This window comes from Allorhizobium paknamense, assembly GCF_030815125.1.
GTDB classification, from domain to species: Bacteria; Pseudomonadota; Alphaproteobacteria; order Rhizobiales; family Rhizobiaceae; genus Allorhizobium; species Allorhizobium paknamense.
In genome coordinates this window covers 118,883-136,836 of sequence record NZ_JAUSWH010000013.1, presented here as the reverse complement: position 1 = coordinate 136,836, position 17,954 = coordinate 118,883, and the positions used below count along the sequence as shown (strand labels likewise).

The following is a 17,954-nucleotide window of genomic DNA, read 5'->3' as shown; positions in this document are numbered from 1 at the left end:
AGAATGGGGCGGCATGACCTCCCCATTGTGATGGATCAGGCGTCGCGTCCCAGAATGGCTTCCAGCAATTGCCGCTCATAGCCTGCAAGTGCTGCATCGCCGTGCTGGCGCGGATGCGCCTGCGGAATGGTAAGATCCAGCGAAATCCGGCCCTGATCCAGCACGATCACCCGATCCGCCAGATAGACCGCTTCATTGACATCATGGGTGACCAGCACGCCGGTAAAGCCAAGTTCGCGCCAGACCCGGCTGATCAATTGCTGCATGGTGATGCGCGTCAGCGCATCCAGTGCGCCGAGCGGCTCATCCAGCACCAGCAGGCCGGGATTGCTGACCAGCGCCCGGGCAAGGGCCGCGCGCTGCCGCTGGCCACCGGAAAGTTCCGAAGGCCAGGAACCGGCCTTGTCCGACAGCCGCACCTCTTCCAAAACGCGTTGGGCGGCATAGCGGCCCTTGGCGGCCTCTACCCCCTCACCCAGACCGACAACGACATTGTCGATGATGCTTGACCAGGGCAGCAGGCGCGGTTCCTGAAAGACGATGCGGGCATTGACCTGATCCGCGCCCTGCTCCGTCGTCAACGCAATCTCGCCGGATGTCGGCTGGTCGAGCCCGACCAGCAGGCGCAGCAGCGTGCTCTTGCCGCAGCCGCTTTTTCCGACGATCGCCACGAACTGACCGGCAGGAATATCGAGATCGATACCGCGCAGAACCTGATTGCCGCCGAAGCGCTTTTCGACGCGATGCAGCTTCAGGGACACGGGCAAGGAGCCCTGCTGGGCGGCAAAGAAGGAGCGCGGCAGGGAAGCGGTCTCGGCCATGGTGCATTTCCTTTCGATCATCGGTCTGTTCTGGTCCGAAAAGAGTGTTGAGCGAATGACGTCCCAGCCATCACGTCCGACGGAGCCCGGCGGCTGACCGGCAAAGCCGGGTTCAGCGGGCATAGGCCGGGTTCCAGGCCAGGGCGCGGCGTTCCAGCGCCCGCGCGATCACATCGGCCAGTTTGCCGAGGGCGGCATAAATCAGCAGCGACAGCACCACGACATCCGTCATCATGAATTCCCGCGCTTCATTGGCCATGTGGCCGATGCCCGAAGACGTAGCGATGGATTCCGAGACGATCAGCGTCAGCCACATAATGCCGAGCGCATAGCGCAACCCGACGAAGATGGAGGGCAGCGCGCCCGGGAACACCACCTTGCGAAACAGCGTCCAACGGCTCATGCCATAGATCCGGCCCATCTCGATCAGACCGCGATCGACATTGCGCACGCCGTGGAAGGTGTTGAGATAGACCGGAAACAGCACACCGAGCGAGGTAAGGAAAAGCTTCGATTCCTCGCCAATGCCGAACCAGAGAATGACCAGCGGAATCATGGCGAGGTGCGGAATGGTGCGCAGCATTTGCAGCGTCGTGTCCGTCACTTCTTCCGAAAGCCGCGAAACGCCGTTGGCAATGCCAAGCGCCAGCCCCAGCAGCCCGCCCACGACAAGGCCGCCCAGCGCCCGCGCCGTGGAGATGCCGATATCGCGAATGAGATCGCCGCTCAGCAATTGATCCCAGAAGGCCGTGACCACTGCCGTCGGCGCAGGCATGACCCGGTCGGAAATCACCCCGAAGGAGGCCAGCGCCTGCCAGACGACCAGCACAGAAAGCGGCAACGCATAGGGAATAAGCCCTCTGAACGACAGGCGCGGCAGGGGTCTACGGCTCTTGACCCGGCGGGCGATGCGTGTGGTGGCGATGTCGAATGCGGTCATCGGCTTTTCCTCTTCACGGCAGGCGAGAACGGCCCGAAGGCCGTTCCAGACATCATGGAAATGAAACGTCATACGAACGGTCATTGAAGATGACCGTTCGTATTCCCCTTTCGAATATCTCAAGCCCTTGATGCATTTGAGATATTCGAAATTCTTTCAAGGCGGGGATGCGTCAGCATCTTCGAGCCTTGGTATCAGGAGGCGGATGCCAGACGGACATTGCCGCCATGGCCGCCGCCGCCGAAGACCTGCGGCTCGCCAAAGGCTGCCCGCACATGGCTGACCGGCTTGCCAAGGCCGATTTCCGGGAACAGCAGTTCTGAGACGCGATAGGCCTCCTCCAGATGCGGATAGCCGGAGGCGATGACCGTATCGATGCCGAGATCCTGATATTCCTTGAGCCGCGCTGCGACCGTCTTGGCCGAGCCGACCAGCGCCGTTCCGGCACCAGAGCGCACCAGCCCGATGCCGGCCCAGAGATTGGGCGAAACCTCCAGCTTGTCACGGCGGCCCTGGTGCAGCGCCAGCATGCGCGACTGGCCGACGGAATCGGAATTCTTGGCAAAGCCTTCCTGCGCGGCGGCAATGGTTTCATCGGAGAGATGCGAAATCAACCGGTCGGCGGCTTCCCAGGCCTCGTCATCGGTTTCACGCACGATGAAATGCAGGCGAATACCGAAGCTGACCTGTTTGCCCTTGGCCGCCGCCGCCTTGCGGACGCGCGCGATCTTTTCGCCCACCTGATCCGGCGTTTCGCCCCAGGTGAGATATTTATCCACCAGACCGGCGGAGAAATCGATGGCCGCTTCCGACGAGCCGCCGAAATAGAGCGGCGGGCGCGGCTCCTGTACCGGCGGCAGCACCAAACGCGCATTGTGGGCCTGGATATATTTGCCATCGACATGGCCGTGGCCGGTTTCGATCAGAGAATTGAAAACCTGAAAGAACTCGTCGGCATGATCATAGCGTTCGTCATGCGGCAGGAAGATGCCATCTCCCGCCAGTTCCTGCGGACCGCCGCCCACCACGATATTGAGCAGCAGCCGACCGGCGGAAACCCGGTCCAGCGTCGAAGCAAGGCGGGCATAATAGGCAGGCGATGCCGTGCCGGGACGGATGGCCACCAGAAACTTCAGCCGTTCGGTGAAGGCGGCGAGATAGGCGGCCAGCGTGAAGGATTCCTCGCAAGCCACGCCCGTCGGCAGCAACACGCCGGAATAGCCGAGGCGGTCGGCAGCAACGGCGATTTCCTTGAAATAGGCCGGATCGGCGGGACGGCTCAGGTGATCGGTGCCGAGATAGGCGCCATCGCCGGATGACGGGATAAACCACAGGAAATCGAGCGGCTTGGTGGTGGTGCTCATGGGAGAATCCTCCTTTTTGAAGGTCAACTGGCCTTGGCGCGCCAGACGATATCGGAAATGGTGAGCTTCTTCGGCACGATGCCGAGCGAATAGAATTCATCGGCCAGCGCCTGCTGATAGGCGACGGCCTCATCAGGAATGGGACCGATCTTGCTGAGATCGGAGCCGCGCCGGGTCAGCACCTTGCGGGTGACATCGGCAGACACGCCGGTAATCTCCGAGAGATCGGCCACGGATTGATCGAGGTTTTTCTGGGCGCCCGCTCCGACCTTGCCAAGCTCATCCAGCACCTCGGTGATGATTTCAGGATTGGCTTCGGCAAAGCTGCGATTGCCGAGCAGGAAGCTCCAGCTATCGACAATACCCTCGGCGGTGGTCAAAAGGCGGGCCTGCGGATCGGCCTCGGCGATGGCGAAATAGGGATCCCAGATGGCCCAGGCATCGATGCTGCCGGTCTTGAAAGCTGCCGCCGCATCCGGCGGCGCCAGATCGACAGCCTGAACGTCACCGACACCCAGACCGCCGCTGCGCAAGGCCTTGACCACGAAATTATGGGCGCTGGAGCCGCGCTTGAACGCCAGCTTGCGCCCCTTCAGATCGGCAAGGCTCTGGATCGGCGCATCCTTGTGGACGAGCAGGCCGGTTCCGGCGGAAGCACCCCGATAGGCGCCGACATAAACGAGATTGCCCCGCGCCGCCTGCGCAAACAGCGGCGGCACATCGCCGGTGGGTCCGAAATCCAGAGCGCCAGCCCCGAGCGCTTCGAGCAGCGGCGGACCGGAGGTAAATTCCGACCAGGTGACCGTCACGCCACGGCCGGCAAGCCGCTTTTCCAGAGCACCCTGCCGCTTGGCAAGCGCCACGACCCCATTTTTCTGCCAGCCAATGCGCAGGCTGACGGCTGCGCGCGCCGGACGAATGGCAGGCGCGGCAAGGCTTGCAAATCCCGCCCCCAGGAGTGCAAGCGTTTGTCTGCGATGGATCATGAACCTCTCCTTGGTCATGGTTTAGAAGGCTAGTGGAATGAATTTGACATTTGACACCCATTTGCGGGGGTCTCGATGATCAAATGTCAAATTCAAAAATTCCACTAGAATCATAAGGTTGCTAGTGGTTTTCATGATTGTGACATTTGCTCTCGAGGGTGCTGCACAGGCTAGCAAATGTCACAATCAAACCACTAGGTCAGGCCGCAGGCCGCCAGACGATGTCGCTGATCTTCAGGCTTTTCGGCAGGACGCCGAGCGCGCGGAAATCATCGGCAAGCTGCTGTTGATAGTTAAGTGCCGCATCGGAAACGGTGGCGATCTGGCCGAGATCGGACCCGGCGCGGGTCAGCGTGACGCGAGTCACATCCTCCGGCACGCCGGTAATGGCGGCAAGCGCCTTGGCCGTACCGTCAATATCCTGCTGGGCCGCAGTACCGACCTTGCGCAATTCATCGAGAATCTCACTGACGATCTGCGGATTGGCCTTGGTGAAGGCCCCATTGCCGAGGAAATAGCCCCAGGCCTCGACAATACCGTCCGAGGTGGTCAAAAGCCGTGCTTTCGGGTCCTGCTCGGCGATGGCGAAATAGGGATCCCAGATGGCCCAGGCATCGATGCTGCCATTCTTGAAGGCGGCGGCGGCATCCGGCGGCGCAAGATCCACTTCCTTGACATCCTTCGGCGTCAGCCCAACCTTGGCCAGCGCCTTGAAAGCAAAATTATGGGCGCTGGACCCCCGCTTATAGGCCAGCCGCACACCCTTCAGATCGGCAAGGCCCTGGGTCGGCCCATCCTTCTGCACCAGCAGGCCATGAAAGGCCGAAGGTGGACGATAGGTGCCGACATAGAGAAGATCGCCGCGCGCAGCCTGGGCAAACAGCGGCGGCACATCGCCCGTCGGGCCGAAATCCAGCGAGCCCGCCCCCAACGCTTCAAGAAGCGGGGGGCCGGAGGTGAATTCCGACCACTCAATAGAAATACCACGATCGGCAAACCGCTTTTCCAGCGCGCCCTGTTGCTTGGCCAGCGCCAGCACCCCGAATTTCTGCCAGCCGATGCGAATTTTCTGCGCTGCCGCCTTGGCAGTCGTCTGGCCAAGAAGAAGTCCGGTCGCGGCGATCCCCGCCAGTTGAAGTCCGCGTCTGCGCGTAATCATCATTCATTCCCCAATCGTCACAGCGGCGTCAGCCCGCTCCTCCAAGCAGACTAATTAATTCTATCATTTTTATAAGGAATAGGATTTCAAGACTCGCAGAGAAGCGAAACACTTCCCCTCTTGAAACGGGGCTTGGCGAAAAAAGGCAGGCCGCCCACCGGACGGAGCGCTTGCCTTGCATCCATGCACGACTCGTGATCTAAAGGGACAAAAATTGGAACATTACATGAACAAGGCTGTGTCTTCGCCTTCCCTGCTGCGCGGTATGATGCTGATGGCTGGCTGCATGATGCTGCTGCCGGGCATGGATGCCATTGCCAAATACATGGCTACCTATGAGGGCATGTCTCCGGGGCAGGTCACGTTCTATCGCTTCTTCTTCCAGATCGCCGTTACCCTGCCCTTTCTCATCGCCACGCAGGGACGCAAGGCGCTGAAGGCAAAGCGGCCCGGCCTCAACCTGCTGCGGGGCGCATTGCATGGGGCGGCCAGCCTCGCCTTTTTCATGGCGGTGAAATACATGCCGCTGGCGGATGTCTTCGCCATCTATTTCGTCGAGCCTTTCATCCTGACCGCGCTCTCAGCGGCCTTTCTGGGCGACAAGGTCGGCTGGCGGCGCTGGCTTGCCATTCTCGTCGGCTTTGGCGGGGCGATGATCGTGATCCAGCCGAGCTGGGAAATCTTCGGCTTGACGGCGCTGCTGCCGGTTCTCTGTGCCTTTCTCTTTGCACTCTATATGTTTCTCAATCGGGCGCTGGGCGATGCGGACAGTCCCATGACCATGCAAACCATGTCCGGTTTCGGCGGAACCGCCTTCATGGCCCTTGCCATTCTGGCCGGTTCAGCGGCGGGCCATGAGGATTTCATCCCTTCCCTGCCCGCAAACGGTCTCGGCCTTTCCCTGCTGGTGATCCTGGGCGCGCTTTCTGGCTATCTGCATCTGCTGGTGGTCAAGGCCTTCCGCATGGCGCCGCTCTCCGTGCTGGCGCCTTTCCAGTATTTCGAGATCATTGCCGCAACCATTCTGGGTTATCTGCTGTTCGGAGACTTTCCAACAGTGTCAAAGTGGTGCGGAATTCTGATTATCGTCGGTTCAGGACTGTTCATTCTCTGGCGTGAACAGCGGAAGACCCAAAAAGAACCAGTTCTAAACCCGGTTTAAACATGCGTTAACCATCAACCTTAAGCCGATGGCAGGATATTGACCCATAAAGCCATAGGTAGTTTCATGATGAAACGGGGTTGGGGATGAATGATTTTCGCCTCTCCTTTCCGGCCTGCGTCATAGCCGGAAAGCGGAGAATGGAGAGCCATGACGTAAGTCTGCTGAAAAAATTCGGGCTGCCGGAAGGCGTCAGATCCCATGAAGATCTTCTGACGCTGCTGGTGCTGAACAGCTTCTGCCCGGAAAAATGTCCGGAATGGGAGACATTTTTCATCGAATCCGTCGCCGATTTCATTCTGCATCGCATGCCGCCGGAAAATCGGGTGGATCAGGCCAAGCTATTGTGGATTTTCGAAACCTTTACCACTGAGGGCCGGGTCAATTCCCCGCTGGAATCGGCGATGCTGACGCATCTCTTGAAGATCCTGGTGGCCGAGAGCTTTGCGGCTCTTCGCACTGCGCGGGAAACAGGCGGATGGATTGGCATAGACGGAGCAAAGCCGGTGGCCGCAGCCTGAGATAGGACGGCGGCAACCGGTCCCGGACCTTTTCGGGACATTGACGAAAGCAAACGGTCAGAGCATTGTCCTGAGAAAAGTGGATAGCGGTTTTCCGTCCGGAAATGCGTAAAAACAACGAGTTAGAGCGTTTCAATGTTTCCGCGAAGCAATGAAACGCTCTAATTGCTTGAAGCGGCAGGCTCTGCCGTGGCAAGTTGCCGTCAGGATTGGCAGGGTGACCGCAAAACGGCCCTTGCCATTATACATGTAGGGAGCATTGATATGGACGTACGCGCCGCCGTTGCCGTGCAGGCTGGCAAACCGCTGGAAATCATGACCGTGCAGCTCGAAGGCCCGAAGGCCGGTGAAGTGCTGATCGAGGTCAAGGCCACGGGCATCTGCCACACCGATGATTTCACGCTGTCCGGCGCGGACCCCGAAGGCCTGTTTCCAGCCATTCTGGGCCATGAAGGCGCTGGCATCGTGGTGGATGTCGGACCGGGCGTCACCTCGGTCAAGAAGGGCGATCACGTCATTCCGCTCTACACGCCCGAATGCCGCGAATGCTATTCCTGCCTGTCGCGCAAGACCAATCTGTGCACCGCCATTCGCTCCACCCAGGGACAGGGCCTGATGCCGGACGGCACCAGCCGCTTTTCCATCGGCAAGGACAAGATCCATCATTATATGGGCTGCTCGACCTTCGCCAATTTCACGGTTCTGCCGGAAATCGCCGTGGCCAAGGTCAACCCGGACGCGCCATTCGACAAGATCTGCTATATCGGCTGCGGCGTCACCACCGGCATCGGCGCGGTGATCAACACGGCCAAGGTGGAAATCGGCTCCACGGCCATCGTCTTCGGCCTTGGCGGCATCGGCCTCAACGTCTTGCAGGGCCTCCGGCTTGCGGGGGCGGACATGATCATCGGCGTCGACATCAATCCTGACCGCAAGGCCTGGGGCGAGAAGTTCGGCATGACGCATTTCGTCAATCCGAAAGACGTCGGCGACGACATCGTGCCCTATCTCGTCAACATGACGAAGCGCAATGGCGACCTGATCGGCGGCGCCGACTATACCTTCGACTGCACCGGCAATACCCGCGTCATGCGGCAGGCGCTGGAATCGGCCCATCGCGGCTGGGGCAAGAGCGTCATCATCGGCGTGGCGGGCGCAGGTCAGGAGATTTCCACCCGGCCCTTCCAGCTCGTCACCGGCCGCCAGTGGATGGGCACCGCCTTCGGCGGCGCGCGCGGCCGCACCGACGTTCCGAAGATCGTCGACTGGTACATGGACGGCAAGATCCAGATCGATCCGATGATCACCCACACCATGCCTCTGGAAGACATCAACCAGGGCTTCGAGCTGATGCACAAGGGCGAAAGCATCCGCGGCGTCGTGGTTTATTAGAGCGCTTTTCGATCTGATTGAATCAGATCTGCGCTCTAACTTATTATTTTTGCAGCATAATCTTATCGATCCTCGTTTCACTCCGGTCGGATTATGCTCTAAGAATCTGGAGTAAAGCGATGCCTCCTGAAGTGTTTCCAGGAAAACTGGAATCCGGTTTTCCGTCCGGAAACACGTTAAAACAAAGAGGAAAAGTAGAAGCTCTGGCCGTCAGCGCCTCCCATGACTTTTCAAAGCAATGCGTGGAGAAAATCACGCTGCTGGCGGGAAAAGGCGTGGAAGGCGACGCCCATTGCGGTGAAACAGTCAAGCACCGCTCTCGCGTGAAAATAGACCCGTCGCAGCCTAACCTGCGACAGGTCCACCTCATTCATGGCGAGTTGATCGATGCACTGCAGGCCCAGGGCTTTCCCGTCGCACCCGGTGTGATGGGAGAGAATATCACCACGCGAAATATCGACCTCCTGAACCTGCCTCGGGGCGCGAAACTGATCGTTGGCCAAGCCGTGATGGAAGTGACGGGCCTGCGTAATCCCTGCGCTCAACTCGACACCTATTCAAAAGGCCTGACTGCTGCCGTGCTGGATCGCGATGAACAGGGGCATCTCATCCGCAAGGCGGGCATCATGGCAATCGTCCTGCAAGGTGGCGACGTGAGGGTGAATGACGAAATCACCGTTGAATTGCCGCCCTTGCCTCACCAACCTTTGGAACGGGTATGACCAGCATCTATGTCGATGCCGATGCCTGCCCGGTGAAGCAGGAAATTTTAAGGGTCGCGGAGCGGCATGACCTGCCGGTGACCTTCGTTGCCAATTCCGGCCTCAGGCCGTCCCGCGATCCCATGGTGCGCAATGTCATTGTCTCGAATGGCTTCGATGCCGCAGATAACTGGATTGCCGAGCACGCCACGACCGGTGATATCGTCATCACCGCCGATGTCCCTCTGGCCGTGCGTTGTGTGGCCGCCGGTGCGCTGGTGACGGGGCCATCCGGGCGAGTTTTCGACCAGACGAATATCGGCATGGCCAGCGCCATGCGGGACCTTGGCGCGCATCTGCGCGAAACCGGTGAAAGCAAGGGATATAATGCCGCCTTCACCCAGCGGGATCGCTCGCAATTTCTGGAAACCCTCGACCGGCTGTGCCGAAAGGCCAAATCCATGGCGCAACCATGACCGCAAAGAAAAAGCCTTTTCTCTTTCTGCTGCGCCGCCACCGGCATAGCCCCTTCTATCGGGCGGGCCTGATCGGCATCTGTTCGCTTCCGGTGTTCCTGGCGCTGAAGCCGCAATTGGCCGTGGAGCTTTCGGCCATCATCTTCTTCGTGCTCTATCTTGCCGCCATGGCAAGGCGCATTCCAGGTGTGACGGCACAGCGGCTGAAAACCAGTCCGCAGCGCGACGATGCCCCCACCATTGCCATTCCCATGGTCAGCCTGGTGGCGGTCGGGGCAGCGGTCGTTGCCTTGTTCAACGCGCTGAACCGTGGCAACGGCTCCGAAAGCCTGCTGGAAGTGGCACTGGCCTTTGCCTCAGTCATCGGCGGCTGGTTCACTATTCATGTGATGTTCGCCATGCATTATGCGCACCGCTTCTGGCAGCATCAGCCAGCGGGCGACAGCACAGAGCCGCATCGCGGGCTGGATTTTCCGCAAACGGAAGAGCCGGGCGCCTATGAATTTCTGTATTTCTCACTGGTCATCGGCATGACCGCCCAAACCTCCGACGTGGCGGTGACCACCACGGCCATGCGGCGCGTCAACATCCTGCATGCCGTGACGTCCTTCTTCTTCAACACCGTGCTGGTGGCAGCGGCGGTCAATGCTGCTGTTGCCCTCGCCGGCTGATCTTTCCGGAGTTTTCCCATGAACATTCTTTCCCAAAACACCGCTTTCGGCGGCATGCAGGGCGTGTTCTCCCACAGTTCGGACGCCTGCAAATGCGACATGACCTTTGCCGTCTTCGTGCCGCCGCAAGCGATTGAAGAAAAGCGCCCGGTGCTCTGGTATCTCTCCGGCCTGACCTGCACCCATGCCAATGTAATGGAAAAGGGCGAATATCGCCGCCTCGCAGCCGAGCTTGGCCTGATCATCGTCTGCCCGGATGTGAGCCCGCGCGGCAATGACGTGGCCGATGAGGCCACCAACTGGAAAATGGGCAAGGGTGCCGGCATGTATCTGAATGCCACGCAAGCGCCCTGGGTCGAGCATTACCAGATGTACAGCTATATCACCGAGGAACTGCCGGCCCTGATCGCGGAGACCTTCCGCGCCGACATGACGCGGCAAGGCATTTTTGGCCATTCGATGGGCGGCCACGGAGCGCTGACCATCGCCCTGAAAAACCCTGACCGCTTCAAGAGCTGCTCTGCCTTCGCCCCCATTGTCAGCCCGCTCAAGGCAGACTGGACACAGGATGCCTTCGAGAAATATCTGGGCAGCGACCGTGCCCTTTGGCGCGCCTATGACGCCTGCGCCTTGATCGAAGATGGCGCTCGCTTTCCGGAATTTCTGGTGGATCAGGGCAAGGCCGATAGCTTCCTGGAAACCGGACTGATGCCCTGGCTGTTGGAAGATGCCGTGAAGGGCACCGACGTTCAGCTGACGCTGCGCCAGCATGAACGCTACGACCATTCCTATTATTTCATTTCCACCTTCATGGACGATCACCTGCGCTGGCACGCGGACCGTTTGCGTTAGGGTCAATCCCGTAAAGCCCGTTTCGGCTTATCAGCCTCATGCAACGTGCTTTACGTTCTTGGTTTAACGCATGTCGTTATCGCAAAACCGCTGCACACTTTTGCGCGACATGCTTTAAATCAGCCCACCAGAATTCCGCGCTCCCGCAGGAGATCAAGCAGAACCGACGCCCCCGCTTCACCGGCGGGGGTTTCTGTCTGCATCATCTGCCAGAGCCGGTCATAGCCGGCCATCATGGCGCGGCGCTCCGGCGTCTCGGTCGAAAGCCGCTCCATCCATCTGAGAACGGCGCCTGCGCGCAGCTGTTCGTTCAGATATTCCGGCACGACCGGATAATCGATAATGATATTGGGCAAAACGCCCGTCCAGATCTTGATGCGCTTGTGCAGGAGCTTGATCAGCCAATCCGTCTTATAGGTCGAAACGGCGGGAACACCGGCCAGCGCCAGTTCCAGCACCACCGTGCCGGAAGCAGCCATGGCGGCATCGGCGTCGGCAAAGGCCCGCCATTTCTCCTCCTCGCCCATAATGATCTCGGGCTTGACGGCCCAGCCTGCAACACCCTCACGCACCTCAGCCTCCCGGCGCGGCACGGTGGGCAGCAAAAACCGCGTCGGCCCGTTGCGCTCCACGAAAACCTGCGCCGCCTCGCCAAAAATCGGTAGGAGTGACGCGACCTCCGCCTTGCGTGATCCCGGCAGGAGCAGGATCGTCTTCGGCTCCTCCGCTGCCGGAACGGGCCGCAGCGAGCGGGCAGCCCGGCAGGTCAGAAGCGCCTGCGCCGATGCCAGCCGATGGCCGACAAAATGTGTCTGTGGCCCGCCAAGCCGCTCCATCACCGCCGGCTCGAAAGGCAGCACGGCCAGCACGCGATCCACATAGGAAAGCATGGCCTGGGCGCGATATTCCTTCCAGGCCCAGACACTGGGGCAGACATAATTGACCACGGGCACGCCCGGCAGCGCCGCCCTCACCTTTTTCGCCACCCTGTGGGTAAAATCGGGACTGTCGATAATCAGAAGAACGTCAGGCCGCTCAACAATCAGCGCCTTTGCCGTGCTGCGGATGAGCGAGATAAACCTGGGAAGGCGGGCAAGCACCTGGGTAACGCCCATGACAGACAGTTCAGAGAAATCGAAGAGCGAGCGCAAGCCCTCCGCCTGCAAGGCAGGGCCGCCGACGCCAACCAGATCGACGGGGCCGGAATAGTCGCGCTTGAGAGCGGATATCAAATCCCCGCCCAGCAAATCGCCGGAAACCTCCCCTGCCAGCACGGCTATTTTCAGTCGCTTCGCGCTTACCATGGTGTCTCCCCATCTTCGGGATCGATGCCACAAATGAAAATGCCAAGCGCATCGGCACGATGCAAGGTTTCCTGCCGCTGCAAAAGCAGTGCCCGGCCAGCCTGCACGGCAATACCGGCAAGCCCTGCCTTGGCGGCGTTTTCAACGGTGGAAAGGCCGATGGTGGGCAAATCGGCGCGAATATCCTGCTGCGGTTTGCAGAGTTTGACCAGCACGCCCTTGCGACGGGCGGAGATACGGCCTTCCGCGCGAAGATCCGCCACGCGGGTGAGCATGCGGTCAGTCCCCTCCACGCCTTCCAGCGCAACGATGCGGCCACCAACGCTGACAGCGCCCTGCCCCACATCCAGCCTGCCCAGCGCATCTGCGGCCTGCGCGGCCTTCAAAATGTCCCGCCTGTCGTCCTCAGTCGGCGCATGAGCCCCAAGCGGACCCCGTTCGGCCAGCAATTGCGGCACGATCTCATGCGCGCCAATCACACGGCAGCCCTGGGACTCGATCAGCCCGATCACCATTTTCAGCACGGCATCATCGCCGCCGGACAACAGCGTGCGCACGGCATGCGGCAATTTTCTCAGGAAGGCAAAATTGACGTGAATATCACGGAAGGCCGGGCGCTTGCGCACCCCACCCGACATCACCACGCGGTCAATGCCGAACTGTTTGACATTGCGGGCCAAGCCCGCAACATCCCCCACGCCCATCGGTGCGGTATCGAAACCTTCCCAGCGCTGATCGGCCTCATGAAGAAGCGGCAGGATCACCGGATTTTCGCCTGAAGCACGGGCAGCCTCCGCCACATAGACCGGCAGCATGCCGCTGCCGGCAATGATAGCAAGCCTGCCCTGGTCAGCCCTCGCCGTCACGCTTTGCCACGGAACGGCGACGACAGGGCGCGATCGCTCTCGGCGGCGATGAAATCGAGGATTTCCATCGCTTCCTTGCAGTCTGCAAATTCCTCGCGGGCGGCAGTTGCCTTCTCGCGGATCGCGCCCTCCTCATCGAACAGCGCCTTGAAGAGCTTGCGCACCCGGTGAATGGTGGCGCGATCCATACCGGCCCGCGTCATGCCCACCACGTTGAGACCGCCCAGAAGACCGGGATTGCCGTTCAGCATGCCATAGGGAATGACATCATAGCTGCAGGCAGAAAGCCCGCCGATGAAGGCCTGACGCCCGATGCGGGTAAACTGATGCACCGCCGAACCGCCGCCCAGAATGGCGCGGTCGTCAATCTTCACATGACCGGCCAGCATGACATTGTTGGACAGGATGATGCCGTTGCCCAACTGGCAATCATGCGCCACATGCGAGTTGGCGAGAAAAAGATTGTTGTTGCCAACAACGGTCTTGCCACCGCCTTCGACAGTACCGCAATTCATCGTGACGCCTTCGCGCATGGTGCAATTGTCACCGACGGTGAGGGTCGTTTCCTCGCCATTGTGATGAATGCTCTGCGGTTCGCCACCGATAACGGCGTTCGGAAAAATCCGGCAGTTGCGCCCCAGCACCGTCTTGCCCGTGACAACGGCATGCGAGATTAAAACGGTGCCTTCACCCAGCACCACCTTGGCCCCCACATGGCAGAAAGGGCCGATGCGGACATTGTCGCCGATCACGGCGCCATCCTCGACAACACTCAACGGATGGATTTCAGCGCTCGCTGCAACCGCACTCATTGTTCGTCCCTTGGTCTCATCATCGCGCCGATATCAGCCTCGGCAACCGTACCGCCATCGACCTTGGCGACGCACTTGAACATCCAGATCTTGCCGCGCTGCTTCTGCTTCACGACATGGAACTCGACGCGATCACCCGGAACCACAGGCTTACGGAAACGCGCATTGTCGATCATCATGAAATAAACCAGATGATCCTTCGTGCCTTCCTTCAGCGCACAGATGGCGCCAGCCGTCTGCGCCATGGCCTCGATCAGCAGAACCCCCGGCATGATCGGATAACCGGGAAAATGCCCGGCAAAGAAAGGTTCGTTGATGGTAACATTCTTGAGGCCAATAGCGGAATTGTCGCCGTCGATCTCGATGATGCGATCCACCAGCAGGAACGGATAGCGATGCGGGATCAGCTTCATGATCTCGAGAATATCGAGCGACCCCAATTCCTTCACGTCTGTCGTCATTTTTTCCCCTTCCGTGTCTTCAACGCATTACCTGCACGGCCCATGATCTCGGCACATTCCCTCAAGAAATCGGGCAAGGGCCGCGCCGGAATTCCCCCGAATTTCTGGCCGGGCGGCAGGTCGAACATAACACCACTGAATGCCGCAATCTGCGTACCGTCCCCAATGTGAACGTGGCCGTTCACCCCGGTGCCGCCACCGATCATGACGCCATCACCGATCACCGTGCTGCCGGCGATACCCACCTGCGCAACGATGCCGCAATGACGGCCAATGCGGACATTGTGAGCGATCTGCACCTGATTATCGATCTTGGTGCCCTCGCCAATGACCGTGTCATCCATGGTGCCGCGATCGATTGTGGTATTTGCCCCGATTTCCACATGATCCTGAATGATCACACGGCCAATCTGCACGATCTTGACCATGCCGCGCGGACCGGGTGCATAGCCGAAGCCATCCTGCCCGATACGCGCACCATTATGGATGATAACGCCATTGCCAAGATAGGCGGAAAAAACCGAGGCTCCCGCGGCCACGGAACTATCGCGGCCGATCTTCACGCCCGCACCGATGACGGCAGCAGGACCGATATAGGACCCCGTCCCGATCTCCACATGAGCGCCGATCACCGCTCCAGCCTCGACCGTCACTCCAGGCTCCAGCCTGGCTGTCGGGTCGACATGTGCGCCCGGCGAAATCCCCTGGCCAGCAGACGAAATGGGACCGGGACGAGCCGCCTCGGGATGCAGGATCTGCCCTGCGAGCGCGAAGGCCGTATGGGGTGCCTTCGTCAGCAATACCGGGATGTGAGAAGGGATAAGCGAACGCAGCGCCTCTTCACACAGGATGGCGCCTGCCTGGCTGGTGTCCAGCTCACCCTTGTTCTTTCGGGAAAGAATATAGCCAAGTTCATGCGGCTTGGCGCGATAGACTGGGGCGATACTGCGGATGATCCGCTCTTCAGCCCCGTCTCCAATCAGTTCCGCCCCAAGGCGGGCCGCCAGCTCTTTCAAACTGACTCCCGCATGGGGCGGAAAGAAATGCTCATGATCCATATACCAAGGTCCCAGACTGGTCGTTTTGTCTGCGCCTTGGACTACAGAAATCAGAACTGGTTAGCAATGGAGAATCGGAACTGCTGAACGCGGTCGTAATCTTCCTTGACGATCGGCTCGGCATAGTCGAAGCGCAGCGGACCGAATGGCGAAGCCCAGACGATACCGGCACCCACGGACGCACGCCAAGCCATATCCTCGCCCTGTACACCGGCGCTGTTGGCAACCTTGTTGCCGTAGAGCGTACCGGCATCCGAGAAGACGGCGATTCGCAAGCCGGCATCCTGCGGCACGAACGGCATCGGGGCACTGGCTTCAGCAGACACCGTGAAATAGGTGGTGCCGCCGAGCGCATCATCCTTGAAGCCGGTCATGCGCGGGCCGATACCATTGTTCTCGAAGCCGCGGATTTCCTTGCCGCCCAGCTGGAACTGGTCGAAGATGTTCAGGTTGTCACCCGTGGGCAAGACATGACCTGCACCCACCGACAGCGAGCCGATAATATCGTGCTCATCCGACAGCGACTTGAAGATGCGCGCCTTACCGTAGAGCTTGTAATATTCCGAGTCGCCACCGAGACCGGCAAACTCGTGCGTGAAGCTCGCGTAAATGCCTTCATGCGGCAGGTTACGGTCATCAAGCGTGTTGTAGACCAAGCTCTGCGAGACCGAAGACTGAACCCAGGGGCTGCCATTCACGAGATCCTGGTAGGGCTGGGACAGGCCGGTTTGCCAGTCATCCGTGCCTTCATACTTCAGCTGCTTGTAGGTGTAGCGGAAGGTCGTGGCCAGGTTTTCAGTGATCGGCGCGGTGACACGCAGCGTGCCGCCGAGCTCGTTATAATCGTAGTAGTCATTGCTGCTGGTGCTGCTCTTGAACAGGTCAAAGCCCACAGCAAGACGATAGCCGAGGAAATAAGGCTCGGTGAACGAGATGTTGTAGGTCTGGCTGTTATCCGTGCCCGCACCGGCAGACACGCGGATGTACTGCCCACGACCGAGGAAGTTCTTTTCCTCGACTGAGGCTTCGAGCAGCAGACCGTCGCCACCAGCAGCGTAACCGGCGCCGATCCCGAAGGAGCCCGTGGACTGATCTTCGACATTGACGACGATGACGACGCGGTCAGGCGCACTTCCCTGCGCGGTGGTGATGTTCACCGAGCTGAAGTAACCCAGAGCTTCAAGGCGCTTCTTGGCCCGCGTGATGATTTCCTGGTTGAAGGCATCACCTTCACTGATGTCGAACTCGCGGCGGATAACATAGTCACGCGTGCGGGTATTGCCGCGGATATCGATCCGCTCAACATAGGCGCGCTCGCCCTGGTCGACCATGTAGGTCACGCCGATCGTACCAGTGCCCATGTCGCGATTGCCGCGCGGCACGACGCGCGCAAAGGGATAACCCTTGGCGGACACACGCTGCGAAATCGCTTCCATCGACTTCTGGATTTCCTTGGCGCTGTAGACATCGCCGGAATGGGTGGACACCAGAGCCTTCAGCTCATTGGCATCAACACCTTCAACAGAGCTTTCGACATCGATATTGCCGAACTTGTAGCGCTGGCCTTCATCAATGGTGATGTTGATGGTGTATTCATTGGTCTGCTCGTTCAGCGCCGCATCGGAAGAGATGACGCGCATGTCGGCATAGCCGTGATTGTAGTAGAACTGACGCAGCGACTCTTCATCGGCGCGCAGCTTGTCTTCGTTGTAAATGTCCTTGCGCGTCAGGAACGACAGCGGGTTGGAACGCTTGGTCGCGATCACGGCGGCAAGACGGCTGTCGCCATAAGCCTGGTTGCCGGTGAAGTTGATCGATGCGATCTTGGTGCGGTCGCCTTCATTGATGACGAAAGCGAGGTTGACACGACCCGGCGCAACATTGGCGACCTGGGTCGTAACCTGCACATCGTTACGACCAATGGCAGCATAGGCTTCCTTGATCCGCTTGATATCGGAGTCGATCAGTTCCTTGCTGTACGGACCAAGCGGCTGCGTCTGCACGATGGTCGTGAGCTTGTCGTCCTTGATCTTGCGGTTGCCGTTGAACACGACCTGGTTGACCAGCTGGTTTTCGCTGACCGACACCACCAGCGTGCTTCCGGAAACCGACATCTTCACATCGGAAAAATAGCCGGTGGCGTAGAGGCGACGAACGGACTCATCGATATCGGTATTGGAGAATGTCTTGCCAGGCTGGATCGTCACGTTGGAGCGCACGGCTTCCGTGCCGACGCGGCTCGCCCCCCGCACGTCGATGCGCTGGATCACTGCAGCCTCAGCCACAGCGGCAGAGCCGAGGATCAGGATGCCTGCACTCGAGGACACTACACCAGCAGACAGCGCAACCGCCGATACTGCGTTCAAAAATCTTGAACCAGCCTTCATGTGAACTTCTAACCTTTTTTC

At 59.7% G+C, this 17,954-nt stretch carries 18 protein-coding genes; 7 read left to right on the top strand and 11 right to left on the bottom strand.

Features of this window, described 5'->3' with window-relative positions:
- Positions 1-35: 35 nt before the first annotated feature.
- The 5 genes from QO005_RS18165 to QO005_RS18145 form a co-directional block, all read right to left on the bottom strand.
- Entirely contained in the window at positions 36-821 is a 786-nt protein-coding gene (locus QO005_RS18165) for an ATP-binding cassette domain-containing protein (RefSeq protein WP_307159499.1), read from the bottom strand.
- 112 nt (positions 822-933) lie between these two features.
- Entirely contained in the window at positions 934-1,761 is an 828-nt protein-coding gene (locus tag QO005_RS18160; protein WP_307159473.1) for an ABC transporter permease subunit, read from the bottom strand.
- Between the two features lie 194 nt (positions 1,762-1,955).
- Positions 1,956-3,125, bottom strand: coding sequence for an FMNH2-dependent alkanesulfonate monooxygenase (gene ssuD, locus QO005_RS18155; protein ID WP_307159472.1), 1,170 nt, complete (start codon positions 3,123-3,125; stop codon positions 1,956-1,958).
- 23 nt (positions 3,126-3,148) lie between these two features.
- On the bottom strand, positions 3,149-4,111 hold the full coding sequence (locus QO005_RS18150) for an aliphatic sulfonate ABC transporter substrate-binding protein (RefSeq protein ID WP_307159471.1): 963 nt from the start codon (positions 4,109-4,111) through the stop codon (positions 3,149-3,151).
- A gap of 199 nt (positions 4,112-4,310) precedes the next feature.
- On the bottom strand, positions 4,311-5,270 hold the full coding sequence (locus QO005_RS18145) for an aliphatic sulfonate ABC transporter substrate-binding protein (protein WP_307159498.1): 960 nt from the start codon (positions 5,268-5,270) through the stop codon (positions 4,311-4,313).
- Between the two features lie 226 nt (positions 5,271-5,496).
- Between QO005_RS18145 and QO005_RS18140 the strand changes: the two genes are divergently transcribed.
- From QO005_RS18140 to fghA, 7 genes are all read left to right on the top strand, one after another.
- Positions 5,497-6,432: a DMT family transporter gene (locus QO005_RS18140; protein WP_307159470.1), complete on the top strand. Its 936-nt coding sequence runs from the start codon at positions 5,497-5,499 to the stop codon at positions 6,430-6,432.
- 140 nt (positions 6,433-6,572) lie between these two features.
- Complete coding sequence (locus QO005_RS18135) at positions 6,573-6,953, top strand: hypothetical protein (protein ID WP_307159469.1); 381 nt, start codon at positions 6,573-6,575, stop codon at positions 6,951-6,953.
- A 264-nt stretch (positions 6,954-7,217) separates the two neighbouring features.
- Positions 7,218-8,345 (top strand): S-(hydroxymethyl)glutathione dehydrogenase/class III alcohol dehydrogenase, encoded by a 1,128-nt coding sequence (locus tag QO005_RS18130; RefSeq protein WP_307159468.1) that lies wholly within the window; start codon positions 7,218-7,220, stop codon positions 8,343-8,345.
- Between the two features lie 119 nt (positions 8,346-8,464).
- Positions 8,465-9,067, top strand: a complete 603-nt coding sequence (locus QO005_RS18125) for an MOSC domain-containing protein (RefSeq protein ID WP_307159467.1) — start codon at positions 8,465-8,467, stop codon at positions 9,065-9,067.
- Positions 9,064-9,522 (top strand): YaiI/YqxD family protein, encoded by a 459-nt coding sequence (locus tag QO005_RS18120; protein ID WP_307159466.1) that lies wholly within the window; start codon positions 9,064-9,066, stop codon positions 9,520-9,522. Before QO005_RS18125 ends, QO005_RS18120 begins: the two co-directional genes overlap by 4 nt.
- Positions 9,519-10,193: a DUF1345 domain-containing protein gene (locus tag QO005_RS18115; RefSeq protein ID WP_307159465.1), complete on the top strand. Its 675-nt coding sequence runs from the start codon at positions 9,519-9,521 to the stop codon at positions 10,191-10,193. The genes QO005_RS18120 and QO005_RS18115 overlap by 4 nt, the downstream gene beginning before the upstream one ends.
- Positions 10,194-10,211: 18 nt before the next feature.
- Positions 10,212-11,045, top strand: a complete 834-nt coding sequence (gene fghA / locus QO005_RS18110; protein WP_307159464.1) for an S-formylglutathione hydrolase — start codon at positions 10,212-10,214, stop codon at positions 11,043-11,045.
- 119 nt (positions 11,046-11,164) lie between these two features.
- Here the strand turns inward: fghA and lpxB are convergent, their stop codons facing one another.
- The 6 genes from lpxB to bamA are packed head-to-tail and all read right to left on the bottom strand — an operon-like array spanning position 11,165 to position 17,933.
- Positions 11,165-12,349 (bottom strand): lipid-A-disaccharide synthase, encoded by a 1,185-nt coding sequence (lpxB, locus tag QO005_RS18105; RefSeq protein ID WP_307159463.1) that lies wholly within the window; start codon positions 12,347-12,349, stop codon positions 11,165-11,167.
- Positions 12,343-13,215: an LpxI family protein gene (locus QO005_RS18100; RefSeq protein ID WP_307159462.1), complete on the bottom strand. Its 873-nt coding sequence runs from the start codon at positions 13,213-13,215 to the stop codon at positions 12,343-12,345. Before QO005_RS18100 ends, lpxB begins: the two co-directional genes overlap by 7 nt.
- On the bottom strand, positions 13,212-14,027 hold the full coding sequence (lpxA, locus tag QO005_RS18095) for an acyl-ACP--UDP-N-acetylglucosamine O-acyltransferase (RefSeq protein WP_307159461.1): 816 nt from the start codon (positions 14,025-14,027) through the stop codon (positions 13,212-13,214). The genes QO005_RS18100 and lpxA overlap by 4 nt, the downstream gene beginning before the upstream one ends.
- Positions 14,024-14,488: a 3-hydroxyacyl-ACP dehydratase FabZ gene (fabZ, locus tag QO005_RS18090; protein ID WP_307159460.1), complete on the bottom strand. Its 465-nt coding sequence runs from the start codon at positions 14,486-14,488 to the stop codon at positions 14,024-14,026. The genes lpxA and fabZ overlap by 4 nt, the downstream gene beginning before the upstream one ends.
- Positions 14,485-15,546, bottom strand: coding sequence for a UDP-3-O-(3-hydroxymyristoyl)glucosamine N-acyltransferase (gene lpxD, locus QO005_RS18085; protein WP_307159459.1), 1,062 nt, complete (start codon positions 15,544-15,546; stop codon positions 14,485-14,487). The genes fabZ and lpxD overlap by 4 nt, the downstream gene beginning before the upstream one ends.
- A gap of 50 nt (positions 15,547-15,596) precedes the next feature.
- Positions 15,597-17,933 carry an outer membrane protein assembly factor BamA gene (gene bamA, locus QO005_RS18080; RefSeq protein ID WP_307159458.1) on the bottom strand — a complete coding sequence of 779 codons (2,337 nt, stop codon included), beginning with the start codon at positions 17,931-17,933 and terminating at the stop codon, positions 15,597-15,599.
- Positions 17,934-17,954: the final 21 nt, after the last annotated feature.